The sequence below is a fragment of the Rhodovarius lipocyclicus genome (genome assembly GCF_009900765.1).
In the GTDB taxonomy this organism is placed as follows: domain Bacteria; phylum Pseudomonadota; class Alphaproteobacteria; order Acetobacterales; family Acetobacteraceae; genus Rhodovarius; species Rhodovarius lipocyclicus.
This window is the reverse complement of sequence record NZ_JAAABL010000008.1, coordinates 24,711-46,241: the sequence shown is the minus strand read 5'-3', so window position 1 is coordinate 46,241 and position 21,531 is coordinate 24,711. Positions and strand designations below refer to the sequence as shown.

Annotated in this window: 21 protein-coding genes and 1 tRNA gene; 13 read left to right on the top strand and 9 right to left on the bottom strand. The window is 65.8% G+C overall.

Going from position 1 to position 21,531, the window contains the following annotated elements; translation table 11 throughout:
- Nucleotides 1-28 precede the first annotated feature (28 nt).
- Complete coding sequence (locus GT007_RS09325; RefSeq protein WP_160121331.1) at nucleotides 29-604, bottom strand: sigma factor; 576 nt, start codon at nucleotides 602-604, stop codon at nucleotides 29-31.
- Nucleotides 605-901: 297 nt separating this feature from the next.
- Between GT007_RS09325 and GT007_RS09320 the strand changes: the two genes are divergently transcribed.
- From GT007_RS09320 to GT007_RS09265, 12 genes are all read left to right on the top strand, one after another.
- Nucleotides 902-1,636, top strand: a complete 735-nt coding sequence (locus tag GT007_RS09320) for an ImmA/IrrE family metallo-endopeptidase (RefSeq protein ID WP_160121330.1) — start codon at nucleotides 902-904, stop codon at nucleotides 1,634-1,636.
- Nucleotides 1,633-1,914 (top strand): helix-turn-helix domain-containing protein, encoded by a 282-nt coding sequence (locus GT007_RS09315; protein ID WP_111470928.1) that lies wholly within the window; start codon nucleotides 1,633-1,635, stop codon nucleotides 1,912-1,914. Before GT007_RS09320 ends, GT007_RS09315 begins: the two co-directional genes overlap by 4 nt.
- Nucleotides 1,911-2,606, top strand: coding sequence for a hypothetical protein (locus tag GT007_RS09310; RefSeq protein WP_160121329.1), 696 nt, complete (start codon nucleotides 1,911-1,913; stop codon nucleotides 2,604-2,606). The genes GT007_RS09315 and GT007_RS09310 overlap by 4 nt, the downstream gene beginning before the upstream one ends.
- A 240-nt stretch (nucleotides 2,607-2,846) precedes the next feature.
- Nucleotides 2,847-3,347 carry a DUF2924 domain-containing protein gene (locus GT007_RS09305; RefSeq protein ID WP_160121328.1) on the top strand — a complete coding sequence of 167 codons (501 nt, stop codon included), beginning with the start codon at nucleotides 2,847-2,849 and terminating at the stop codon, nucleotides 3,345-3,347.
- Nucleotides 3,344-4,672 (top strand): recombinase family protein, encoded by a 1,329-nt coding sequence (locus GT007_RS09300; protein WP_160121327.1) that lies wholly within the window; start codon nucleotides 3,344-3,346, stop codon nucleotides 4,670-4,672. Before GT007_RS09305 ends, GT007_RS09300 begins: the two co-directional genes overlap by 4 nt.
- Before the next feature lie 80 nt (nucleotides 4,673-4,752).
- Nucleotides 4,753-5,061 (top strand): hypothetical protein, encoded by a 309-nt coding sequence (locus tag GT007_RS09295; RefSeq protein ID WP_201451849.1) that lies wholly within the window; start codon nucleotides 4,753-4,755, stop codon nucleotides 5,059-5,061.
- Nucleotides 5,062-5,204: 143 nt separating this feature from the next.
- Nucleotides 5,205-7,040 (top strand): class I SAM-dependent DNA methyltransferase, encoded by a 1,836-nt coding sequence (locus GT007_RS09290; protein WP_236571575.1) that lies wholly within the window; start codon nucleotides 5,205-5,207, stop codon nucleotides 7,038-7,040.
- Complete coding sequence (locus tag GT007_RS09285) at nucleotides 7,040-8,275, top strand: restriction endonuclease subunit S (RefSeq protein WP_160121326.1); 1,236 nt, start codon at nucleotides 7,040-7,042, stop codon at nucleotides 8,273-8,275. Before GT007_RS09290 ends, GT007_RS09285 begins: the two co-directional genes overlap by 1 nt.
- Complete coding sequence (locus tag GT007_RS09280; RefSeq protein ID WP_160121325.1) at nucleotides 8,272-8,796, top strand: hypothetical protein; 525 nt, start codon at nucleotides 8,272-8,274, stop codon at nucleotides 8,794-8,796. The genes GT007_RS09285 and GT007_RS09280 overlap by 4 nt, the downstream gene beginning before the upstream one ends.
- Complete coding sequence (locus tag GT007_RS09275; protein ID WP_160121324.1) at nucleotides 8,793-10,070, top strand: hypothetical protein; 1,278 nt, start codon at nucleotides 8,793-8,795, stop codon at nucleotides 10,068-10,070. The genes GT007_RS09280 and GT007_RS09275 overlap by 4 nt, the downstream gene beginning before the upstream one ends.
- A 52-nt stretch (nucleotides 10,071-10,122) precedes the next feature.
- Entirely contained in the window at nucleotides 10,123-11,904 is a 1,782-nt protein-coding gene (locus tag GT007_RS09270) for a DUF262 domain-containing protein (RefSeq protein WP_160121323.1), read from the top strand.
- 7 nt (nucleotides 11,905-11,911) lie between these two features.
- Nucleotides 11,912-15,079 carry a type I restriction endonuclease subunit R gene (locus tag GT007_RS09265; RefSeq protein WP_160121322.1) on the top strand — a complete coding sequence of 1,056 codons (3,168 nt, stop codon included), beginning with the start codon at nucleotides 11,912-11,914 and terminating at the stop codon, nucleotides 15,077-15,079.
- Nucleotides 15,080-15,375: 296 nt separating this feature from the next.
- Here the strand turns inward: GT007_RS09265 and GT007_RS09260 are convergent.
- Both GT007_RS09260 and GT007_RS09255 read right to left on the bottom strand, forming a co-directional pair.
- Nucleotides 15,376-15,452 (bottom strand) — tRNA-Arg (locus GT007_RS09260).
- 58 nt (nucleotides 15,453-15,510) lie between these two features.
- A complete protein-coding gene (locus GT007_RS09255) occupies nucleotides 15,511-16,710 on the bottom strand; it encodes a Zn-dependent hydrolase (protein WP_160121321.1) in 1,200 nt (399 codons plus the stop codon).
- A 46-nt stretch (nucleotides 16,711-16,756) separates the two neighbouring features.
- On the opposite strand from GT007_RS09255, the gene GT007_RS09250 reads away from it, so the two are divergent.
- On the top strand, nucleotides 16,757-17,146 hold the full coding sequence (locus GT007_RS09250; RefSeq protein ID WP_160121320.1) for a RidA family protein: 390 nt from the start codon (nucleotides 16,757-16,759) through the stop codon (nucleotides 17,144-17,146).
- On the opposite strand, the gene GT007_RS09245 is transcribed toward GT007_RS09250, so the two are convergent.
- From GT007_RS09245 to GT007_RS09220, 6 genes are read right to left on the bottom strand one after another with little or no spacing between them, the layout of a single operon-like run.
- On the bottom strand, nucleotides 17,147-17,467 hold the full coding sequence (locus GT007_RS09245; RefSeq protein ID WP_160121319.1) for a type II toxin-antitoxin system RelE/ParE family toxin: 321 nt from the start codon (nucleotides 17,465-17,467) through the stop codon (nucleotides 17,147-17,149).
- Complete coding sequence (locus GT007_RS09240) at nucleotides 17,464-17,706, bottom strand: type II toxin-antitoxin system ParD family antitoxin (RefSeq protein ID WP_160121318.1); 243 nt, start codon at nucleotides 17,704-17,706, stop codon at nucleotides 17,464-17,466. Before GT007_RS09240 ends, GT007_RS09245 begins: the two co-directional genes overlap by 4 nt.
- A 46-nt stretch (nucleotides 17,707-17,752) precedes the next feature.
- Nucleotides 17,753-18,832, bottom strand: coding sequence for an ABC transporter ATP-binding protein (locus GT007_RS09235; RefSeq protein WP_160121317.1), 1,080 nt, complete (start codon nucleotides 18,830-18,832; stop codon nucleotides 17,753-17,755).
- Complete coding sequence (locus GT007_RS09230) at nucleotides 18,819-19,613, bottom strand: ABC transporter permease (protein WP_160121316.1); 795 nt, start codon at nucleotides 19,611-19,613, stop codon at nucleotides 18,819-18,821. Before GT007_RS09230 ends, GT007_RS09235 begins: the two co-directional genes overlap by 14 nt.
- A complete protein-coding gene (locus tag GT007_RS09225) occupies nucleotides 19,610-20,458 on the bottom strand; it encodes an ABC transporter permease (RefSeq protein ID WP_201451847.1) in 849 nt (282 codons plus the stop codon). Before GT007_RS09225 ends, GT007_RS09230 begins: the two co-directional genes overlap by 4 nt.
- Before the next feature lie 4 nt (nucleotides 20,459-20,462).
- A complete protein-coding gene (locus GT007_RS09220) occupies nucleotides 20,463-21,503 on the bottom strand; it encodes an ABC transporter substrate-binding protein (protein WP_160121315.1) in 1,041 nt (346 codons plus the stop codon).
- Between the last annotated feature and the right edge of the window lie 28 nt (nucleotides 21,504-21,531).

The window sequence follows — 21,531 nt, the reverse complement described above, 5'->3', positions numbered from 1 at the left end:
GCCCTACCCAGCCCCTCGCCGATGCGTCTCAGGCCGCCGCGGCGATGCCACCGGCGAGCAGCCGCAGGCGCATTTCCCTGATGCGGCGGTAGAGGACCGACCGCGGCAGGGGACCCTGCTGGCCGAGCTCGTGCGGCGTGCACTGCGTCAGGGCTGCGCAGATGCTGTGGTCGCGCTGGTCCAGGACGGCGCCGGCGCGATCCAGATCGAGGCGGCGCTCCAGCGCGGCCACCGCGTCGGTCTGCTGGCCGCACCACGCCGCATACCCCTCCGATTCGGGGATGATGTCGGCGAGCGTCAGCTCCTCCTCCTGGCCCGGCACTGCGTCATCCAGCGACGCCTCGTGCCGTTCGCGCTTCTCGCGGCGAAGGCGTGTGGCAAGACGGGATGCGCGGTGCTGGAAGCAGACCGTGGCGAAGGCCGCCAACGTCCCGCGCGCCGGATCAAAGCCGGGCAACCGCGCCAGGAGGTCGAGCAGCATGTCCTGCTCCATGTCCTCCCGCTCATGGCTGGGCCGCCCGAGGGTGCGGCAGAGGCGCCGCGCGTAGCGCTCAGCAAGGGGGTGAACGACGTCGAGATCGGCGAGGGAAAGCTCGGTGGGCATCGGGCGTGGCTCCTGGAGGACGGCTATGACGTCCAGAAACAACCACACGACCTGCCGGGGCGGAGAGGCCGAATGGGGCGCAATGGGGAATTGAAGAGGGTTGGGATTTATTCCCCATCGCCAAATCAGAGACTTATGGCCTCTTTCGCCCGAAATCAGATGGATAGCCCGGCGATTTCCGCCCCACCGACGCGGGAACTGCTCCCTCAGCCGGTCGCCTGTGGATATCGGGGATGGGCGAACAGGAAGGGAACAATGCTGTTGACCAATCGCACAGCAATTCGTCATGATCCCGGCATGTCCATCACCGTTGAGTACCCGCATCACGCCGCCTCGGGCGCGCCTCGGCCGTTGTCCGCCCAGACCCTCTGGGCCGTCGCCGCGCAGGTGCGCCGCCAGGCCATGACGGAGCCTGGTGGATTCGCGCTTCCGCTCGCCGCACTGGTCGCCGCCACGCGGACAGTGTCGGCGAACGGTCGGGCCATCGTAGTCGCCTGGGAGCTGGACCATCCTGTGCATGATGGCTCCGGGGAGGCGGTGCTCGGCGTCTGCGAGACGGATCCCGACATGCCAGGCACGGCGCTGGTCTCGGTGAATGCGCGCATGGTGGCCGGCCGGCCGGACCTCGCGATCAGCACCGCGGCCCACGAGCTTGGCCACGTGGTGTTCGACGTGCCTGTGGCACTCGGCACGCCAGCGCGGCGGTATCGGTCAGTGACGGCCGGCCCGAGCGCGCTGCTCGATCGGACCACAGCGGCCTCCGAGCGTCGGGCGAATGAATTCATGGGTGCGCTACTCGCTCCCCCGGTGCAGCTCCATCTCCGGATGCTGGTGCACGCGCGGTCGGAGCGGCTGCGCACGGTGCATGCGGCGCATCGGGGTCGGCAGGGCTGCCGCGTCCTGGCGGCCGACAACCCGCCCGAGGTGATCGAGGGCGTGGTCGCCGCGCTGGCGGGCGACTTCGGCGTATCGGAGCGCTTTATCGCCGTACGGCTGAGCCGCTACGGCCTGGTTCAAGGAGAGCAACGGTGAGCTTTGGATCGGTCATCCGCGAGCGACGGACTGCGCTCGGCATCGGGTTGAACGATTTCGCGGAGCGATTGGAAATCTCGGCGGCCTATTGGTCGCGCATTGAGCGCGACCAGGAGAATCCGCCCCGCGACGAGCTGATAGAGCGCGCCGCCGCCATTCTCGGCGTGCGGATGGATGATCTGTTCGTCGAGGCGCAGCGACTGCCGCCCGACATGCGGAAGGATATGGCGAAAGTAGTGCAGGCGTATCGGCGGTTGCGCTTTGTCGGGAAGGGATGAATGTCGTGGGCGGCCGAATCGTGAGGAAGCCCTGCTATGGGCTGGCCGAGATCTGTGAGCGTTGGGGCGTGACGGAATTGGACGTGGCGAATTTCGTCGCGGCCAATGAGCTCACCCTGTCCGTCGTCGTCGCGGGCCTCGCTGTCGAGAAGGGCAGCATCGAGGACGTGAATGATCGGGACTGGTGCCACATCCCGGACGAGCGCAGCTACCTCTCGGGCGCCGCAGATCTCCACCAGTCGCAGGCCTGGGCCACCCTCATGAATGGGTCCGAGACGATCAGCAGCTTCAAGGCAGAGCCAGGTCGCTACATCAGTATTGAAGCGCGCGGCGATGACGCGGGCACGATCGTGGTTTCGCGCGAACGGCTGGTCGTCCGGCACGCCGAGCGTTTGCGATTTGAGGCGGAGCAGGAGGTGGGTGCGGCGCCGGCAAGCAGCGGAGCCGCTGCCGTGGCGCCGCCACCGGCCGCGCGTGGCGCAGCACCGCGCTATGACTGGGATGCCTTCTGGGCCGAGGCACTGGTCAGCATGTTCCAGGACGGGCCGCCGGCGACGCTGGCAGAATACGTTCGCCGCATGGAGGCTTGGTTCGCTGATCGTGGCGAACATCCGGACTCCAGCACGATCAAGAAGAAGTTGAGTCAGCCCTGGCGGCGGATCGCGCCTCAGTTGGAACGCCGCCGCGCCTGATTGGGACGGATTGCCACCGTGGCGGGTAGGGCTAAGTATGAAGCCATCGCCCGCGGGACTGAACGCTCACCTCCCGCCGCACCTCCGCGAGGTCTGCGGCATCCTGGCGCGTGGCCTGGTGCGGCTCCGCAGCCGCGCTGCCGAGGAAGCTGCGCGCGAGGAGGCGAACCAGGGAGAGAGTTGCCTCCACTTCCCGGCACCCCAGCGCCTCCATGCAACCCGGACCAACCGGAGACCCGCATGACACGCGCCAACAAATCCAAACCCGGCACCCCGCCGGCGCCGACCATTCCCGCCATCCCGAAGCCGGACGTACCCGCGCGCTTGGCGGCACTGCCCAGCATGCCAATCGGCGAGTTGAAGGCCGAGTGGCGCCGGCTCTTTGGCACCGAGCCGCCGCCCTACAATCGTCGCTTCCTGGAAAGCCGCCTTTCTTACCGCATCCAGGAATTGGCCTATGGCGGCTTGAAGCGCGAGACGCTGGAGCGCCTCGAGGCGCTAGGCGAGCAATTCGACGGCCGCAGCATCACGCTCCGCCGGATTCGCCACGACCAGCGCCCGATCGCTGGCACGCGACTGCTGCGCGAATACCAGGGTGTCGAGCACGTCGTGACTGTGACGCGCGATGGCTACGACTGGCAGGGGCGCCCATACCAGTCGCTGTCGGCAATCGCTCGCGCCATCACGGGTACCCGCTGGAATGGCTGGGTGTTCTTCGGGATCCGGAGGGCCGGCGCATGAGCCGTCGTGACGCCCCCATGCCGGCGAAGACGCGCAAGCTCCGGTGCGCCGTCTACACCCGAAAATCCACCGACGAGGGGTTGGAGAAGGAGTTCAACTCGCTCGATGCGCAGCGCGCCGCGTGCGAGGCCTTCATCACGTCGCAGCGATCCGAGGGCTGGGTGCTGGTGCACGACCGCTATGATGATGGCGGGGTCAGTGGCGGCACGCTCGAACGCCCCGCCCTGCGCCGCCTGCTGGCCGATATCGAGGCCGGCCTCGTGGATGTCATCGTTTGCTATAAGATCGACAGGCTGTCGCGCTCGCTGATGGATTTCGCGAAGCTCGTACAGACCTTCGACGAACACGAAGTCACGTTTGTTTCGGTTACTCAATCGTTCAATACAACCACCAGCATGGGCCGGCTCACGCTCAACATTCTGCTCAGTTTTGCACAGTATGAGCGCGAATTGATTGGCGAGCGGGTGCGCGACAAGGTCGCCGCCTCGCGGGCGCGGGGCATGTGGATGGGTGGCCCGGTGCCGCTCGGATATCGCGTCGAGAATCGCAAGCTCCTGGTGGAGGAAGCTGGCGCCGCGACGGTGCGCCGCGTGTTCGAGGGCTTCGCCGAGATCGGCTCCGCCACCAAGCTGCTGCCGGTGCTGCACGCCGAGGGGTTGCTGACGAAGACCGGCCGCCCCTTCGACAAGGGCGCCGTTTACAAGCTGCTGATGAACCGTACCTTCCTCGGTGAGGCGGTGCACAAGGGGACGTCGTACCCAGGCGAGCACGCAGGCATCGTTCCGCGGGAACTATGGGACCGTGCACACGCGATCATGGCTGAGAGCCCGCGGGTGCGCGGCGCGAAGAACCGCGCCAACGCGGCTTCGTTGCTCCGCGGCCTGCTGTTTGGGCCCGACGGGCGGGCGATGTCCCCCACCCACACCCGAAAGAAGGGGCGGCTCTACCGCTATTACGTCAGCCAGGCGGTGCTGCAGGGCGGCGCCAATGACGCGCCACACCGCCGCCTCCCGGCAGGCGAAATCGAGGGTCTGGTGATGGCCCAGGTCCGCGCCCTGCTCCGCCAGCCGGAGGTCATCGTCGGCACGTGGCGCGCAGCGCGTGCCGAAGCGCCCGACCTGACCGAGGCCGAGGTGCGCGGCGCGCTCGGGCGGCTCGATCCTCTGTGGGACGAGCTATTCCCCGGCGAACAGGAACGGATCGTGCGGCTGCTGGTCGAGCGCGTGACGGTCGGCGAGGCCGGGGCGGAGATCAGGTTGAACCTGGATGGGCTCGCCGGGCTGGCGCGGGACATGGCGGCGAAGCATGGCGCGATGGCCGCATGACCAGCGTGACGGTGGTAGTCCCCATGGCGATCCGACGTCGCGGCGGCCGAAAGCAAATCATCGGGCCGGATGGGGCGCCGGTGCGGGCAGGCAACGACGCAGCAGGCGGGGCCACCACCCGCGGAGATCCCGCCCTGGTGAAGGCGCTGGCGCGGGCGTTTCGGTGGCGGCAGATGCTGGAGGAAGGTCGCTACGCCTCGATCCGAGAGCTCGCTAGGGCCGAGGGAGTGAACCGGACCTACATCGGCCGATTGCTGAACCTCACATTGCTGGCGCCGGACCTGGTGGAGGCCATCCTGGACGGGCGGCAGACCGGGGCCGCGAACATCACGCGTCGAAGCGCCCCGATCCCGGACGCCTGGCCGGAGCAGCGCCTCGCTTCAGGGTGAGGCAGCACCGGCGCTGGGATGAATCCGCGGTCCCCAGATGGATCAAACACACCAGACGATTGAATCCATTCCACCTATGGATAATCATATGCTGCCGCAGTCCGAATCGTCGGGGTCTTGCGCCAATATGATATCGGGAACCCATGGTCCGCGAAGTCCTACGCGAGCGTTTCATTGAGACCCTGACCGAACTCGGCGGGAGTGCCGGCAATGGCCGCCTGCGGGAGACGATCGGCTGGCAGGACGATACTTACTGGTCGGTGCACGCCGCACTGATCGAGGACGGCACCATTATTGCCGGCCGCGGACGTGGCGGGTCCGTTGCACTTGCTGCGCGGCCCAAAACGGCCACCCCGCCCCCGGCTAAGCCGGCACCCCAGCCGGACCTGCTCGCTCCAACCACCGTGCCAGCCGCCGCGCCGAAGCCCGCCCCGAAACGGGCGGCCAACAACGGCGCCACCCTCGGCTTCGAGGCGCAGCTCTTCCAGGCTGCCGATAAGCTGCGGAAGAACCTCGAGCCCTCCGACTACAAGCACGTCGCCCTGGGCCTGATCTTCCTCAAGCACATCTCGCTGGCCTTCGAGGCGAAGCGCGCCGCCCTGCTGGCCGAGGACCCCACCGCGGCTGAGGACCCGGACGAGTACCTGGCCGAGAACGTCTTCTGGGTGCCGAAGGAAGCGCGCTGGTCGCACCTCCAGGCCAGCGCGCGCCAAACCGCCATCGGCAAGATCATCGACGACGCCATGGCGGCCATCGAGGCGCACAACCCGGGCCTCAAGGGCGTTCTGCCGAAGGACTACAACCGGCCCGCCCTCGACAAGGTCATGCTGGGCGAGCTGATCGACCTGATTTCCGGCATCGCCACCGGGGAGCCCGGCGGCGCCGCGAAGGACCTGCTCGGCCGGGTGTACGAGTATTTCCTCGGCGGCTTCGCCGGATCGGAAGGGAAGCGTGGCGGTGAGTTCTACACGCCGCGCTCCGTCGTGCGCGTGCTGGTCGAGATGCTGGAGCCCTACAAGGGCCGCGTCTACGATCCCTGCTGCGGCTCGGGCGGCATGTTCGTGCAGTCGGAGAAGTTCGTCACGGAGCATGGCGGGCGCATCGGCGACATCGCGATCTATGGGCAGGAGAGCAACTATACCACCTGGCGCCTGGCAAAGATGAACCTGGCGGTGCGCGGCATCGACGCTGACATCCGCTGGAACAACGAAGGCAGCTTCCACAAGGATGAGCTGAAGGATCTGCGCTTCGACCACATCCTGGCCAACCCGCCCTTCAACATCTCGGACTGGGGCGGGGACCGGCTGCGGGAGGATGCGCGCTGGGTGTTCGGCGTGCCGCCAGCGGGCAATGCGAACTATGGCTGGCTGCAGCACATCTGGTGGCATCTGGCGCCGGGGGGCACGGCGGGCGTCGTGCTGGCAAATGGCTCCATGTCTTCCGGCCAGAGCGGGGAGGATGTGATCCGCCGCGCTATGGTGGAAGCGGACGCGGTAGACTGCATGGTGGCCCTGCCAGGGCAGCTTTTCTACTCGACACCGATTCCGGCTTGCCTGTGGTTGCTCGCGCGCGGCAAAAATCCAGGCAGCGGCTGGCGCGACCGCCGCGGTGAAGTGCTGTTCATCGACGCGCGTAAGATGGGCACGCTGGTCGACCGGACACGGCGCGAGTTGTCGGACGACGACATCGCCCGCATCGCCGATACCTATCATGCATGGCGCGGCGAGAAGAATGGGGGCGCGTACGCCGACGTGCCGGGGTTCTGCGCTTCCGCATCGTTGGAGGACATCCGCGGACACGGGCATGTGCTGACGCCGGGGCGGTATGTGGGCGCTGCTGATCTTGAGGATGATGACGCATCATTTGAAGTTCGCTTCGATGCGCTGCGCGACGCGCTCGAGAAGCAGTTCTCTGACAGCGGACGTCTCGTCGATCTAATTCGCGCTCGCCTTGCGCGCGTCGAAGCCGGCACGCTCTGATGTTTCCTGCCCGAACCCTAGGTGAGTTGACCGAGAACTTCGACGCCGAGCGTAGGCCTGTGAAAGCGAGCGACCGCCGGTCGGGCCCCTATCCCTACTACGGCGCCCAGGGTGTGGTGGACCACGTCGACGGCTTTCTGTTCGACGGAGAGTATGTGCTCGTTGCCGAGGATGGTGAAAATCTGCGGTCGAGAAAAGCTCCCATCGCGCTGATGGCTAAGGGACGCTTCTGGGTGAACAACCATGCCCATATTGTCCGCGGCAATAAAAATGCGAATTCACGGTTTCTTTTTTATGCAATCAACAGTACCGATATCGCAGGATACATAACAGGGTCCACAATACCCAAACTTTCTCAAGGCAGTTTGAATAGAATTACGATCCCATGCCCGCCCGTACAGGTGCAAAATGAGATCGTTTCCATACTTGGTGCGCTCGACGACAAGATCGAGTTGAACCGGCGGATGAACGAGACGCTGGAGGCCATGGCGCGGGCGATCTTCCAGGACTGGTTCGTCGCCTTTGGCCCCATTCGCGCCAAGATGGAAGCCCGCCCGCCCTATCTCGCCCCCGACCTCTGGGCCCTGTTCCCCGATGCCCTCGACGGGGAAGGTAAGCCGGAGGGGTGGCAGGCAAGCCCCATATCGTCCTTCGCGTCTCTGGGCCGCGAAGCGGTTTCCCCGATGTCTGCCCCCGACGAGCTTTTCGATCACTACAGCCTTCCGGCGTTCGACGCCGGCCAAATGGCAGTTCGAGAGCTTGGCGCTGGCATCCTCAGCAACAAGACACTCGTTTCGCGGCATGCCGTCCTGCTTTCAAAGCTGAATCCTGAGATCCCGCGGGTCTGGCTTGTTGATGCTGACGCGGCGATCCGGAGTATTTGTTCGACAGAATTCCTTGTCCTTATGCCGAACATCGAGGCTGACCGCGCGTTTCTCTACTGCGCGCTGACTGATCCAGGCTTCAAGCAGCGGTTGGAAGCACAGGTTACAGGCACGTCCAAGAGCCATCAGCGAGTGAACCCGCGATCCGTTTTGGACGCCGCTGTCTTCACGGCTCCACCTGTCGTCATGTCCGCATTTCATCATCAGGCGACACCACTGCTCGAGCGCATCCTTGCGAACCGCCGTGAATCGCGCACCCTCGCCGCCACCCGCGACCTCCTCCTCCCCCGCCTGATGTCCGGCGAACTTCGTGTGAAGGACGCCGAGCGCGCCGTCGAGGAGGCGGCATGACCCGCCCGATCTTCGAAGAGCCGCCCGAGGACATGGCGCTTCGTTCCGGCGCGATCCTCGTCAACTGGAATGACAACGCCGGCGTCGCGGCCCCGGAAGTCAGCAGCGCCTTCCGCGTCGCAGCCGAGCGCCTGCTCGATGCCGCGCTGGCCAATAACGAGACCTGGGAAGCCGCCTATCCCATCCTGTTCTGCTATCGCCACGGGCTGGAGATCAGCCTCAAATCCCTAGTGCCAGGCGCACCGCAGAAGCACGGCCTCGGAGAACTCTGGGCTGCGCTGCTCCCACGCCTCGCAGGCCAATACCCCGCGGGTCAGCTGGCGTGGCTCAGCGACCGCATCGCGGAGTTCGAGCATGTTGACCCGCGCTCGACCGCCTTCCGCTACGCCGACGCTGTCCCGGCCGGTCGCGCCCCTGAGCTTTGGGTGGACTTCCACCACCTGAAGACCAGCGCGGCCTTGCTGTTCGACGCGCTCGATCGGCTGCGCCTCGTTGGATCGGCAGGGGCGGCCGCCGCATGAGCCAGACGATTGAGAACGCCCTGGCGGTGCTGCGTGCCCATGACATTGATCCCTACGAAGCCGAGGAGGACATCGCGGACCTGCCCGGCGTCGGCACGATCGAGGAGGGCGAGACGGTCTACGCGACCTCGCTCGAAGACATCTTTCGCGATGAACCCACGGAAACATCGGAGGGCCTGGCTCCCGAATGGGATTGGTGGGAGCCGAACCGCGACGACGAACGCCTGAGCGAATGGTGGCGCGAGATCCGGGAGATCATCCGCGCCAGTGAAGGGCAGGACGGACCCCTCTTCAGCCAGCGCCGGCGTCAGCGGCAGACCTATGAAGCGCCCGAGCCGCTCTGCGCCTGGTACTGCCCGATCCACTTTTTCGGGCACGGCTGGGGCATCTATATCCGCGAGCGCTGCATCTTCCACGTCGCCCTCGACATTGCGGTGCATGTGGATTGGGCGGCGGTCAAGGCATCGGGCCTGCGACCAGCGGAAATCGTGCGGCAGCTTCTGCGCAGCGCTTTCTACGTCTTCTTCCTGCACGAGCAGTTCCACCACAAGGTCGAAAGCCTCGGCTTTCGCCTGCTCGTCACCACCGGCACCGATCGCTACCGGCCATACAAGACCAAGGTCTACCGCCCGAATTTCCTCAAGCCGACCTGCCTCGAGGAGAGCCTGGCGAATGCGGAGAGTTATCGGCGCCTGACCGAGCCGCGCTACAAGAAGCGCCACGCACGCCCGATGCTGGAGGCAGTGCAGGCCTACCTCGCATGGTCCATCCCCCGGCAGCCGCCAGGCTACGCTCAAGGGATGCACTACGTGCCCGAGGGCGCCTATCGAAAAGGCCTCTACACCCTTCAGTCGCAGGTCCTCGACGGGTCGCTGACGCTGACGACCCCGGCCACGCATTGGTCAGTGGCGCCGGACGTCATCACGTCGCTGATGAGCATCGACGCCGACATCTACGTCATCCTGCCCGCGGGAGCTCGTCCGATCTTCCGCGCGGGCAGCATCGACCCGGGCGCGACGGCTTCGACGGCACAGCTGACTTCGGCCCTCACGCGCCACTACGGCTACTCGCAGGCGCCCGGCGGCAAGGGCTCCCACGTGAAGCTCGTGAAGCCGAACGCGCCGAACATTCACCTTCCTGGCAACCGGCCGGTCGTCTCGCCGGGGATGGTGAAGCAGGTCCTCGGCGTGTTCGGTGGTTACCCGATCTCGCGGTTGCCTGACCTGCTGCGCGGGCAACTACCGCAACCCAAAACTTTCTTATCACCACCGTGATGCACGCCATGCTTCGAGTGATGGGTGCCGAGCCGGTTTCGGAGCCATCCACATGAGCGTGCAATCAATTCAGGCGCACGACCTGAACATCGCGAACGTCTTTCAGGCCTTTTATACCGTGCCAGACTACCAGCGGGAGTATGTTTGGAAAACCGAACAGGTTGAGCAGCTGCTGAGTGACATCAATGCGGAGCTCAGCGGCACGAATATCACGACCGCCCCAGAGTACTTCATTGGAAGTATCGTTGTCTGTCCAGGTGACGGCGGCGTTCTGGAACTGATCGACGGCCAACAGAGGATGACGACGCTGTTTGTCGTGCTATGTGCGATCAGGGATCGTATTCGCGAACTCGGTCAAACGCCGTCAGCGGCGATCGGGCATCAGATTGCCGCTGAGACGGTGGACGCAGCCGGCCGTGATGTTTTCCGCTATCGGCTTGACCTCCAATATGAGGACAGCGGCGACGTCCTTGAGTTGGTTGCAAAGGGTCAGATGCCGCCTGAACCAGCGGCTACGCGCTCAATCGCCAACATCGTCAACGCTCTGCAGGTTGCCCGGGAATTTCTGGTGGCACAGTTTGCGGATGACGTCGCGGCCGTTCGCGGCTTTCACGGTTATCTGAACAACAAGGTGAAGCTCATTCGCATCCAAACAGAGGATGTCGCCAAGGCGTTGAAAATATTCGAGACCATCAACGACCGTGGTGTCGGTCTGAATTCCATGGATCTCCTCAAGAATCTGTTGTTTATGAAGGCGAACCGTGAACAGTTCGGCAAACTCAAGGATAGTTGGAAGGCTCTCCAGGACACTATCTTCGAGATGGGCGAGAAGCCGCTGCGCTTCCTCCGCTACTTCATTTTTAGTCGATACGACGTTGATCTGCTACGCGAGGATCAGATTTATTCCTGGTTGGTCAAGAACGAGAGCTTGTGCGGATATGCCTCCGCACCACTGCGCTTTGCGGAAGAACTACGGATCGCAGCCCTCGCGTACCGAAATTTCCTCCGCGGTCGGGATCAACAAGGGCAAGAGAGCCCGATTCTCGAGAACATCCAGCTGCTCGGCGGCAGTGCGGCACGGCAGCACCTGATCCTTCTTCTCGCAGGGCGGCACCTCCCTGCCGGTTTGTTCACGCGGCTCTGCAATGAGGTCGAGGATCTTTTTTTCGTCTACGTAATCACGCGGGAGCCAACCCGTGACTTCGAGCGTAACTTTGCTCGGTGGGCGATGGATGTCCGCAGAGTTACAACTCAGGCGGAACTCGATGCCGTCATCGAGAAGCGGTTCACGCCCGCTAAAACCGACCTTTCGGTGCGGTTCGACGACGCCCTACGGCGGCTCACCTCGAACGACGTGCAGAAATACCGCCTCCGGTACATTCTTGGAAAGTTGACCCAGCGCGTCGATCTGGACGGTTTCGGCATCAAGCAAGGAACCATGTGGTTGGGGCGCTATGCTGGGAGCGACTTCGAGATTGAGCACATCCTTCCTCAGAATCCGAGCAATGAAGCGGCGCTCGAATTCGGCGATCTAAGCGATCCTGCCGTCTCGTCCCGGCTGGGGAATCTGCTGTTGGTTGAGAAGTCGATCAACGCTTCACTCGGAAACAAGCCGTTCAGCCAAAAGGCGCCGATCTACAAGCATTCGCAAGTTCTGCTGACACGCTCTCTCGCCGAAACGCCAGAAGTAGGCCGTGACACAAAGATCGATGTTGCGGTGGCACCTTTCCCGTCTTTCCAAACATGGACAAGAACCAGTGTCGCGGCGCGCCAAGACCAGTTGGTCGCACTGGCTCGGCGCACCTGGAATATGCCCAACCTTGGGAAGTCCTGAGCGAGCCATGGCAGCGGTCGCCGAAAGCCATGTCGAGGAAGCAGCGCTGGCCTGGCTCACAGAGCTTGGCTTCGCTACCGTTTCCGGCATCGAAATCGGTCCAGATGGCGTCCGAGCCGAGCGTGCATCCTATGGCGATGTCGCGCTGACGGGTCGGCTGCGATCGGCAATCGCCCGACTGAATCCGAACTTGGCGGAGGATGCGCGCGCGGCGGTCCTGGCGAAGCTGCTGCAAGCCGAGACGCCCTCCCTGATCGACGAGAACCGACGCCTGCATCGCTATCTGGTGGAAGGCGTGCCGGTCGAGGTGCGCAGGCCGGACGGCTCGATTGGCGGCGAGCAAGCGCGCTTGCTCGACTTCGACGACCTCGAGGCGAACGATTGGCTGGCGGTGAATCAGGTCACCGTCATTGAGAACAAGGCCAACCGCAGGGCCGACGTGGTGCTCTACGTGAACGGTCTGGCGCTGGCCGTCGTGGAGCTGAAAACACCAGGAAACGAGAACGCCACGTTGGATGGTGCCTTCAATCAGCTACAGACCTACAAAGCGCAAATCCCATCCCTATTCCGTACCAACGCTGTCCTGGTCATTTCGGATGGGCTGCTCGCCCGCGTCGGTTCACTCACGGCCGATCGCGAGCGCTACATGCCCTGGCGAACTGTCGCGGGCGACGACCTGGCGCCTAAGGGAAGCCCCGAGCTCGAAACCGTGCTGAAGGGCGTGTTTGCGAAGCGGCGCTTCCTGGATCTGGTGAAGGACTTCCTCGTCTTCGGCGACGCGGACGGCAAGGTGTCGAAGATCCTCGCCGGCTACCACCAGTTTCACGCCGTTCGCCACGCTGTCACGCGCACCTTGTCCGCTACGAGCCAGGATGGGGACCGAAAGGTGGGGGTGATCTGGCACACCCAGGGCTCGGGCAAGAGCCTGCTGATGGCCTTCTACGCGGGACAGATCATCAAGCACCCGGCGATGGAGAACCCGACGCTGGTCGTGCTGACGGATCGCAACGACCTCGACGACCAGCTGTTCAACACCTTCAGCATGTGCCGCGACCTGCTCCGCCAAACGCCGCAGCAGGCGAGCGACCGGGATGAGTTGCGGCGGCTGCTGGATCGGCCAGCGGGCGGGGTGATCTTCACCACGCTGCAGAAGTTCGCCCCCGAAGCCGGCGCCTCCGACTATCCGGTGCTGACCGACCGCCGGAACGTGGTGGTGATCGCCGACGAGGCGCACCGCAGCCAGTACGGCTTCCGCGCGAAGGTGGCGCGTGCCAGCGGCGAAATCTCCTACGGCTTCGCGAAGTACCTGCGGGACGCGCTGCCGAACGCCTCCTTCATCGGGTTCACCGGGACGCCGATCGAGAAGGAGGACGTGAACACCCCGGCCGTGTTTGGCAGCTACATCGACGTCTACGACATCAGTCGCGCGGTCGAGGACGGCGCCACGGTGCCGATCTACTACGAGAGCCGGCTCGCGCGGATCGAACTGGACGAGGACGAGAAACCGAAGATCGACGCTGAGATTGCCGAGCTCACCGAGGACGAGGCAGAGAGCGAGCAGGAGCGGCTGAAGCGTCGCTGGGCCAGCGTCGAGGCCCTGGTCGGCTCAGAAAAGCGTCTTGGCCTGGTCGCCGAGGATCTGGTTCGGCACTTCGAGGACCGGGTCGCGGGGTTGGACGGCAAGGCGATGATCGTCTGCATGAGCCGGCGCATCTGCGTCGCCCTCTATGACGCGATCATCAAACTCCGACCGGACTGGCACAGCGACGAGGACGAAGCAGGCGCCATCAAGGTGGTCATGACGGGCGCGGCCTCCGATCCGCCGGCCTGGCAGCCGCATATCGGAAAGCGGCCAAAGCCTCGGCGCGAGTTGCTGGCCAAGCGGGCGAAGGACCCGAAGGACGTGCTCAAGCTAGTGATTGTGCGCGACATGTGGCTCACGGGCTTCGACGCCCCCTGCATGCACACGATGTATGTAGACAAGCCGATGAAGGGCCACGGGCTGATGCAGGCCATCGCCCGAGTGAACCGCGTGTTCCGCGACAAGCCAGCCGGCTTGGTCGTGGACTACATCGGCATCGCGCAGAACCTGAAGAGCGCGCTCGGCCAATACTCGGGGCAGGACCAGGAACAGACAGGCATAGACGAGGCTGAAGCGGTCCGCGTCCTGCAGGAGCGTCATGAGATCGTTCGGGCCATGTTCCGCCCCGATATGGCGGGCGGGTTAGACTATCGACCCGCGCTGACCGCCGAGACGCCACCGGGACAGCGTCTGACCATCATGGCCGGGGCGATCGACTGGATCCTGACCCTTCAACAGGAGGAGGCGGCGCGCGAAACCTCGGAGGAAGGCAAGAAGCGGGCGCACCGGCGCTATGCTGATGCCGTCCTGGCGCTCTCCAAGGCTTTCGCCCTTGCGGCAGCCAGCGACCTGGCTCGAACGGTCCGAGAAGAGGTTGGGTTCTTCCAGGCCATCAGGGCGGCGCTGGTGAAGAGCGTCGCGGGCGGTGGCCGGAGTGCTGCCGATCGGGAATTGGCGATCCAACAGATCGTGAGCCGCGCCGTAATCTCGACCGAGATCGTCGACATCATGCGTGCCGCCGGGCTGGAGAGCCCCGACATTTCCATCCTGTCGGACGAGTTCCTGGCCGAGGTCCGGCAGATGGATAAGCGCAACCTGGCTATCGAGGCGCTGAAGAAGCTGATCAACGGCGAGGTGCGGTCCCAGGCGCAGCGCAACGTAACTCAGTCGAAAGCCTTCACGGAGCGGCTGGAGGCAGCAATTGCTCGCTACCACTCCAATGCACTGACCACGGCGCAGGTGCTGGAAGAACTCATCCAGATCGCAAAGGACATTCGGGCGGCGCGGGCTCGAGGCGAGGAGACCGGCCTCACCGATGAGGAGATCGCCTTCTACGATGCGCTGGCTGAGAACGAGAGCGCGCGCCAGGCAATGGGAGAGCCCGCGCTGCGGGTGATCGCTCACGAACTGGTGGCAAGCATCCGCGGCAGCGTCTCCGTGGACTGGGTCCACCGGGAGGCGGCCAGGGCGCGCATCCGTGTGCTCGTGAAGCGTATCCTTCGGAAGTACGGCTATCCGCCGGACCTGCAGGACGCGGCCGTCCAGACGATTCTGCAGCAGGCCGAGGCGCTGTCAGCGGCGTGGGCGGCCTGATCGTCGTCTCGGCGAAGTGGCTACCGATCAACGATTCGGTATCAGTTTCCTTCGCCGCCGCATCCGCGCCGTGAACTCCACCGCGCTTCCGCTTCAGAAAAACAAGTCTTTTCAGTACTTTCTGCGTGTCTCGATAATCGGCCAAGTCACCAGGTCTGGAGAATGGGGGCACGGAGAGAGGCTGTTTCAGCCCTCGTTCCTCTGGCGCCGTAGCCAGCCTGTGCACAAAAATCGCGGAACACCTGCGCCTATTGGCGTGGCCGCCAGGCAGAGAGACAGATTGGTGGGAGTGGAAGTGGCGTCCCCGGCGGGATTCGAACCCACGGCCCCAGGATTAGGAATCCTGTGCTCTATCCTGCTGAGCTACGGAGACACTCATCCTTCCTACCCCGCCCCCCGGCCCGGGTTCAATACCGGGCCGGTGACAGTTCTCACGCCGCCAGGAAGCGCTCCGCGGCACCGCCCAGAATGCGCATGCACAATTCCAGGTCCTCGATCTTCGTATCCTCGCTCCAGTGATGGCTGATCCCGCCGATCGAGGGCGTGAACAGCATCGCCACCGGCATGATCCGCGCGATGTACTGCGAATCATGCCCGGCGCCGGAGGGCATGCGCTGCCAGCCGCCCGGCGCCTCGGCCTCGGCCGAAGCCGCCAGGCAGTCCATCATCACCGGGTCGCACATGGCCGGCTTGGAGAGGGAGACCGCCTCCAGCCGCGCCGGGCATTTCTCGCGCCGGTTGCTCTCCTGGATCAGGCGGCGCAGCACGGCCTCCAACTCCGACAGCTTCTCCGTGCTGATGTCGCGGAACTGGAACAGGATCTCGGCCCGGCCGGGGATGATGGAGGGCGCGCCCGGCTCCAGCGCGATGCGCCCGGTGGTCCAGGTCGTGCGCTCACTCACATGGCGCGGGAATTCCTGGTCGATCGCGGCCAGCAGGCGCACGGCCGTCAGGCCCGCGTCGCGGCGCTCGGCCATGGTGGTGCCACCGGCGTGGTCCTGGTTGCCCTCGATGATGATCTTCCACTGCCAGATGGCGACGATCCCGGTGACCACCCCCGCGCGCAGGCCAGCGCTTTCCAGCTGGGTTCCCTGCTCGATGTGCATCTCGAAGAAGCCCTTGTAGCGCCCGGCCTCCAGCGGCGGGCGCGGCAGCCCCGCGAGGCCGGCGCCCGCCAGCGCGTCGCGCAGGCTCTGCCCGGTGGTGCGGTTGCTGGCCGCGTCGATCTGCTCCTCGGTCAGGATGCCCGTCAGGCTGCGGCTGCCCACGAAGCCGCCGTAATGGCCTTCCTCATCGGCGCAGGCCACCACATCCACCGGCAGCCCGGCGCGCGCCAGCGCCAGCCCCGCCACCACGCCGAGCGCACCATCCAGCCAGCCGGCCTCGTTCTGCGTCTCGATATGGCTGCCGGCCAGCAGCTTGATGCCGGGGCCCTTGTGCTTGCCCAGCACATTGCCCACGCCATCCATGGCGGGCTCCAGCCCGATCTCGGCCATGCGGGCCATCAGCCAGCGGCGCGATTCCATGTCCTGGGGGGTATAGGTGGGGCGGTGCACCCCGGTGCGGAACTCGCCGATCTTCCGAAGCTCCTGGAGATCAGCGATGAAACGGGCGGTGTCGATCTGTGCCATGGACGCAGTTTGCAGCGCCCGGGGCCCGCCGTGTAGCGTGCCGCCCATGGAAAACATCACCCGCTACGCCACCCCTGCCGATGCCAGGCCCTTTCCGCCTTTTTCGATGGCAGTCGCGCATGGCAACACGCTCTATGTCTCGGGCCTGGCGCCGCTGGATGCGGCCGGGCACATCGCGGTGGGCGATTTCGCCGGACAATTCGCCCAGGTGATCGCGAACCTCAAGCAGGTGCTGGCCGATGCCGGCACGGACATGACGCGCATCCTGAAAACCAACGTGCTACTGACCCGTGCCGGCGACGTGGCGGAGATGAACCGCCTGTACCGCGCGGCCTTCCCGGCGGACCACCTGCCCGCGCGCACCACGGCGGTGGTGGCGGCGCTGCCGGTGCCGGAATTCCTGCTGGAGATCGAGTGCGTGGCGGCGGTGGGGTAGTCAGGGCTCGCCCAGCCAGGCCGGGATGTCGCGCCGGGCGTGCAGCACGCGCCAGACATCCACATGCGCCTCCCGCTCCAGGTAGAAGACCAGATAGGGATAGCCGCGCAGCATCAGGCTGCGCAGCCCAGGCAGCGCCAGCTCATGCGCATGGCGGGAGGAACCCGCCCCGGCATGGTCCCCGATCAACCGATAGGCCTGGCGCAGGGCCTCGACGAAGCCCAGCGCGGCGTCCCGCCCTGCCTCGGCCAGGTAGTGGTCCAGCGCCTGCTCCACATCCCGCCGCGCCAGTTCGCGCGGAATGACGGGCTTGCCGCTCACGCCTCGATGGGGGGCCGGGTGGCGCGCTGGCGCAGGGTCTCGAAATAGGCGTCATCCGCCTCGGCGGCGGGGGGGGAGGCGGCCCCCTCCAGCAGCAGACCGCGCAGGCGCTGCCGGTCCTGGTCGCGGCGGATCAATTCGCGGACATACTCGCTGCTGGTGCCATAGCCACGCCCGGCCACCTGCTCATCCACGAAGTTCTTCAATGCCTCCGGCAGGGAGATGTTCATGGTGCTCATGCGGGCAGGATAATGACCTTGGCAAAATTTGCCAACCGAAACCGCCCTACCCCGCCGGGAACGCCACCGGCTCCGCGCTGCCCACCGCCATGCGGATGGGCGCGCCCGCCGGCCAGCGTTCCAGCGCCGCCAAACCCGGCACGCGCAGCATCACCCGGCCCGCGCCCTCGGTCTGCACCAGCAGCTCCGCCCGGTCGCCCAAATAGGCGCGGCTGACGACGGTGCCCGCCAGCCCGGCCTCGCCCTCGGCCGGCTGCAGGTGCTCGGGGCGCAGGAACACATCCACCTCGGCGCCGGGGGCCGTGCCCTCCAGTGGCGCCGCGGGCACCGAGAAGGTCAGCCCCCCCGCCTCCACCCCGGCCGAGACGCCATCCATCCCCTTCAGCCGGCCGCGCAGCACCGTCGCATCGCCGATGAAGCCCGCGACGAAGCGGTGCGCCGGGCGGCGGTACACCCCCTCCGGCGTGTCCAGCTGCAGGATCCGCCCCTCGGACATCACGGCGATGCGGTCCGACATGGACATCGCCTCGGCCTGGTCATGGGTGACGAAGATGGTGGTGACGCCCAGCTTCTGCTGGATCTCCTTCAGCTCGAACTGCATCTCCATCCGCAGATTGCGGTCGAGCGCCGAGAAAGGTTCGTCCAGCAGCAGCAGGCTGGGGCGGATGACCAGCGCGCGGGCCAGCGCCACGCGCTGCTGCTGCCCGCCCGAAAGCTGGCGCGGGCGGCGGCCGGCCATGGAGGACAAGCGCACCATCGCCAGCGCCTCGGCCACGCGCGCCGCTTCCTCGGCGCGGGAAACCCCGCGCGCGCGCAGGCCATAGCCCACGTTCCGCGCCACATCCATGTGCGGGAACAGCGCATAGGACTGGAAGACGATGCCGATGTCGCGCTCCCACACCGGGGTCTGCGTCACCAGCTTGCCGCCGATGAAGATCTCCCCCGCATCGGCCTCCAGGAAGCCCGCGATCAGGTTCAGCAACGTGGTCTTGCCGCAGCCCGAGGGGCCGAGCAGCGTGACGAATTCCCCCGGCCGCACGCGCAGCCAGGCCTCATGCAGGGCGGTGAACGTGCCGAATTGCTTGCCCACCCCGTCCAGACGGAGGGCGTCTTCAGTGCCGGACATCTTCGGTCCCGAGAATGCGGCCGAGGCCGAGGAAACGATTGGCCAGGGTGAGCACCACCGTGGTCAGCAGGATATAGAGCGCGGACAGCGCGGCCATGGACGGGTCCGCGTATTCGCGCACGTAGTTGTACATGGCCACCGGCAGGGTCTGGGTGCGCTGGACCGTGACGAACAGCGAGGCCGTGAACTCGTTGAAGGACAGGATGGCGGCGAAGATCCAGCCGCCCGCCAGCCCCGGTGCCAGCCCCGGCAGCGTGACCGTCAGCAGCACCCTGCCCGGCTTCGCGCCCAGCGACAGCGCCGCCGATTCCAGCCTGGGGTCCATGTTCTTCAGCGAGACATAAAGGCTGCGCAACACGAAGGGCAGCACCAGCACCACATGGCACGCCACGACCACGAACCACCCCCGCGCAGCCCCCACCTGCGAGGCCACGATCAGCGCCCCCAGCCCGATGGTGAAATGCGGGATGGCGAGCGGGGCCAGCAGCACCGCCTCCAGCACGCGCTTGGCCGCGAAATCATAGCGGTCGATCGCATAGGCCACCGCGCTGCCCACCAGGATGGCCAGGGTGGAGGCGATGGCCGCCACATACAGGCTGTTGACGAAACCGACCTGGAAATCCTCATAGGTCAGCGCGCGGTGGAACCAGCGCCAGGTGAAGCCCTGGGGCGGAAAGGCGATCAGGGCGCGGGTGTCGAAGGCGCTGACGCAGGCCACCACCGCGGGCAGCAGCACGAAGCCCAGCAGCGCCACCACCAGGGCACGGAAGGCGTACTTCACTTCGCACCCATCCTTTCCAGCGGCCGTAGCAGCAGCTTGAACAGGGCCAGCGACAGCGCCGTCAGCAGCAGTCCCGCGATGGACAGCGCCGCCGCGAAGGGGAAGTTGAAGCTGGAGAACCCCAGCGAATAGACGAGGTTGGAGACCATGTTCACCCGCCCGCCGCCGATGATCTGCGGCGTGGCGAAGGCCGAGAAGGTCCAGGCGAAGCCCGTGGTCAGGGCGGCCACGATCCCGGGCATCGAGAGCGGGAGCGTGACCGTCAGGAACACGCGCAGCGGCCTGGCGCCCAGCGCCACGGCGGCCTTTTCCAGATCCCGGTCGATGTGGGAAATCGCGGCCGAGAGCATGATCACCACCACCGGCAGCGTCACATGCACGAGGCCCATCACCACGCCGCCAGTGCTGAACATCAGCGTCAGCGGCCGGTCGATGATGCCCAGCCACAGCAGGAAGCCGTTGATGAAGCCCTGGTTGCCCAGCACGATCAGCCAGGCATAGGTGCGCACCACCTCACCCAGGAACAGCGGCGTGACGGAGATGATGAGGATCGCCGACTTGATGTAGGGGTTGCGCGCCCGCACCATCGCCAGCGCCAGCGGATAGCCCGCCAGCAACGCCAGCACGGCCGTCAGGAAGCACAGCCGCACGGTATCGAAGAACACGCCGGCGTAGAGCGGCTTCAGCATCTCCTGGAAGTTGCGCAGGGTGAAGCCACCGGGCGTCAGCTCGCCCGGGATATGGGCGAGGACCGCGTATTGCAGGATGGCCGCCATCGCCAGCAGGAAACCCGCCGCGACCAGCGCGGCGGGGGTGACGAACAGCCTGAGGAAGGGGCGCTGCACCGGCTCAGCGCGCGATGATGTTTTCCTGGAACCAACGGCGCCATTCGTTGGTCTTCTCGGCGCGCAGGCGGTGGTCGATGATCAGCGCCTGGGTGCGCCACTGCTCGGGGGTGGTGAACACGCCGGGCAGCGCGGCCACCGCCGGGTCCAGCCGGGCGTTGGTGACGGTGGGCGAGCCCTTCTTGTCATTGGCGATCGCGGCCTGCACCTCGGGGTCGAGGCAGGTGTTGATGAACTTGTAGGCCAACTCCTGGCGCCGGCTGCCCTTCATGATGGCGACCGTATCCACGCCCAGCACGCCGCCCTCCTGCGGGATGGACAGGCGCACGTTCATGCCCTGGTTCACCAGGTGATGCGCGTTCATGGACAGGATGACCTGCACCGGCGTCTCGCCGCTGGCGAGCAGCTGCTGGCCATTGGCGTCATTGGTGTAGAAGGCCTTGAAGTTGGGCTTCAGCGCGCGGAGCTTGTCCTGCCCGCGCTCCCAGGTGGCGGCATCGGCGCCCGACAGCTTGGCGGCCACCGCGATGAGGTGGGAGGGGTCCCAGTCCGGGGCGGCCAGCTTCTCGCGCAGGCTCGGCGCCCACAGGTCGTTCCAGGAACCGAAGGTGACACCCGGCAGCAGGTCCGGCCGGTAGCCGATGGTGTAGACATAGGCCCAGGTGCCGATATGGCCCGGGCTGATCTTGGCCTGCTCCACCAGGTTCGCCGCGTTCGGGATGCGGGAGGTGTCCAGCGTCTCGAACAGGTCGTCGCTCTGGTACAGCCAGCCGACATGAGAGGTGGTGAAGGTCAGGTCGCTTTCCGGGCTGCCCTTGGCGAGCTTCGCGCGGTTCAGCCGGTCGATGGTGCCGCCGGTCTGGAATTCCACCGTGGCGCCGGTTTCGCGCGTGAACTTCGCGGCGATGGCGTTCTGCACCATATCCCGCCAGGAGCCGCCCCAGATCGAGACGGAGATGCGCCCCGCCTGGGCATTGGCGATATGCGGCGCCGCCAGGGCAGCCACAGGGAGCAGCGCGGCGCGCCGCCGGGTGATCTCGACCATTCTATGCCTCCTCTCGTCCGGTAAATGA

Coding starts and splice junctions, on each gene's coding strand:
- GT007_RS09325 (WP_160121331.1), bottom strand. CDS start 604: ATGCCCACCGAGCTTTCCCTCGCCGATCTCGACGTCGTTCACCCCCTT.
- GT007_RS09320 (WP_160121330.1), top strand. CDS start 902: ATGTCCATCACCGTTGAGTACCCGCATCACGCCGCCTCGGGCGCGCCT.
- GT007_RS09310 (WP_160121329.1), top strand. CDS start 1,911: ATGAATGTCGTGGGCGGCCGAATCGTGAGGAAGCCCTGCTATGGGCTG.
- GT007_RS09305 (WP_160121328.1), top strand. CDS start 2,847: ATGACACGCGCCAACAAATCCAAACCCGGCACCCCGCCGGCGCCGACC.
- GT007_RS09300 (WP_160121327.1), top strand. CDS start 3,344: ATGAGCCGTCGTGACGCCCCCATGCCGGCGAAGACGCGCAAGCTCCGG.
- GT007_RS09290 (WP_236571575.1), top strand. CDS start 5,205: ATGGTCCGCGAAGTCCTACGCGAGCGTTTCATTGAGACCCTGACCGAA.
- GT007_RS09285 (WP_160121326.1), top strand. CDS start 7,040: ATGTTTCCTGCCCGAACCCTAGGTGAGTTGACCGAGAACTTCGACGCC.
- GT007_RS09280 (WP_160121325.1), top strand. CDS start 8,272: ATGACCCGCCCGATCTTCGAAGAGCCGCCCGAGGACATGGCGCTTCGT.
- GT007_RS09275 (WP_160121324.1), top strand. CDS start 8,793: ATGAGCCAGACGATTGAGAACGCCCTGGCGGTGCTGCGTGCCCATGAC.
- GT007_RS09270 (WP_160121323.1), top strand. CDS start 10,123: ATGAGCGTGCAATCAATTCAGGCGCACGACCTGAACATCGCGAACGTC.
- GT007_RS09265 (WP_160121322.1), top strand. CDS start 11,912: ATGGCAGCGGTCGCCGAAAGCCATGTCGAGGAAGCAGCGCTGGCCTGG.
- GT007_RS09255 (WP_160121321.1), bottom strand. CDS start 16,710: ATGGCACAGATCGACACCGCCCGTTTCATCGCTGATCTCCAGGAGCTT.
- GT007_RS09250 (WP_160121320.1), top strand. CDS start 16,757: ATGGAAAACATCACCCGCTACGCCACCCCTGCCGATGCCAGGCCCTTT.
- GT007_RS09240 (WP_160121318.1), bottom strand. CDS start 17,706: ATGAGCACCATGAACATCTCCCTGCCGGAGGCATTGAAGAACTTCGTG.
- GT007_RS09235 (WP_160121317.1), bottom strand. CDS start 18,832: ATGTCCGGCACTGAAGACGCCCTCCGTCTGGACGGGGTGGGCAAGCAA.
- GT007_RS09220 (WP_160121315.1), bottom strand. CDS start 21,503: ATGGTCGAGATCACCCGGCGGCGCGCCGCGCTGCTCCCTGTGGCTGCC.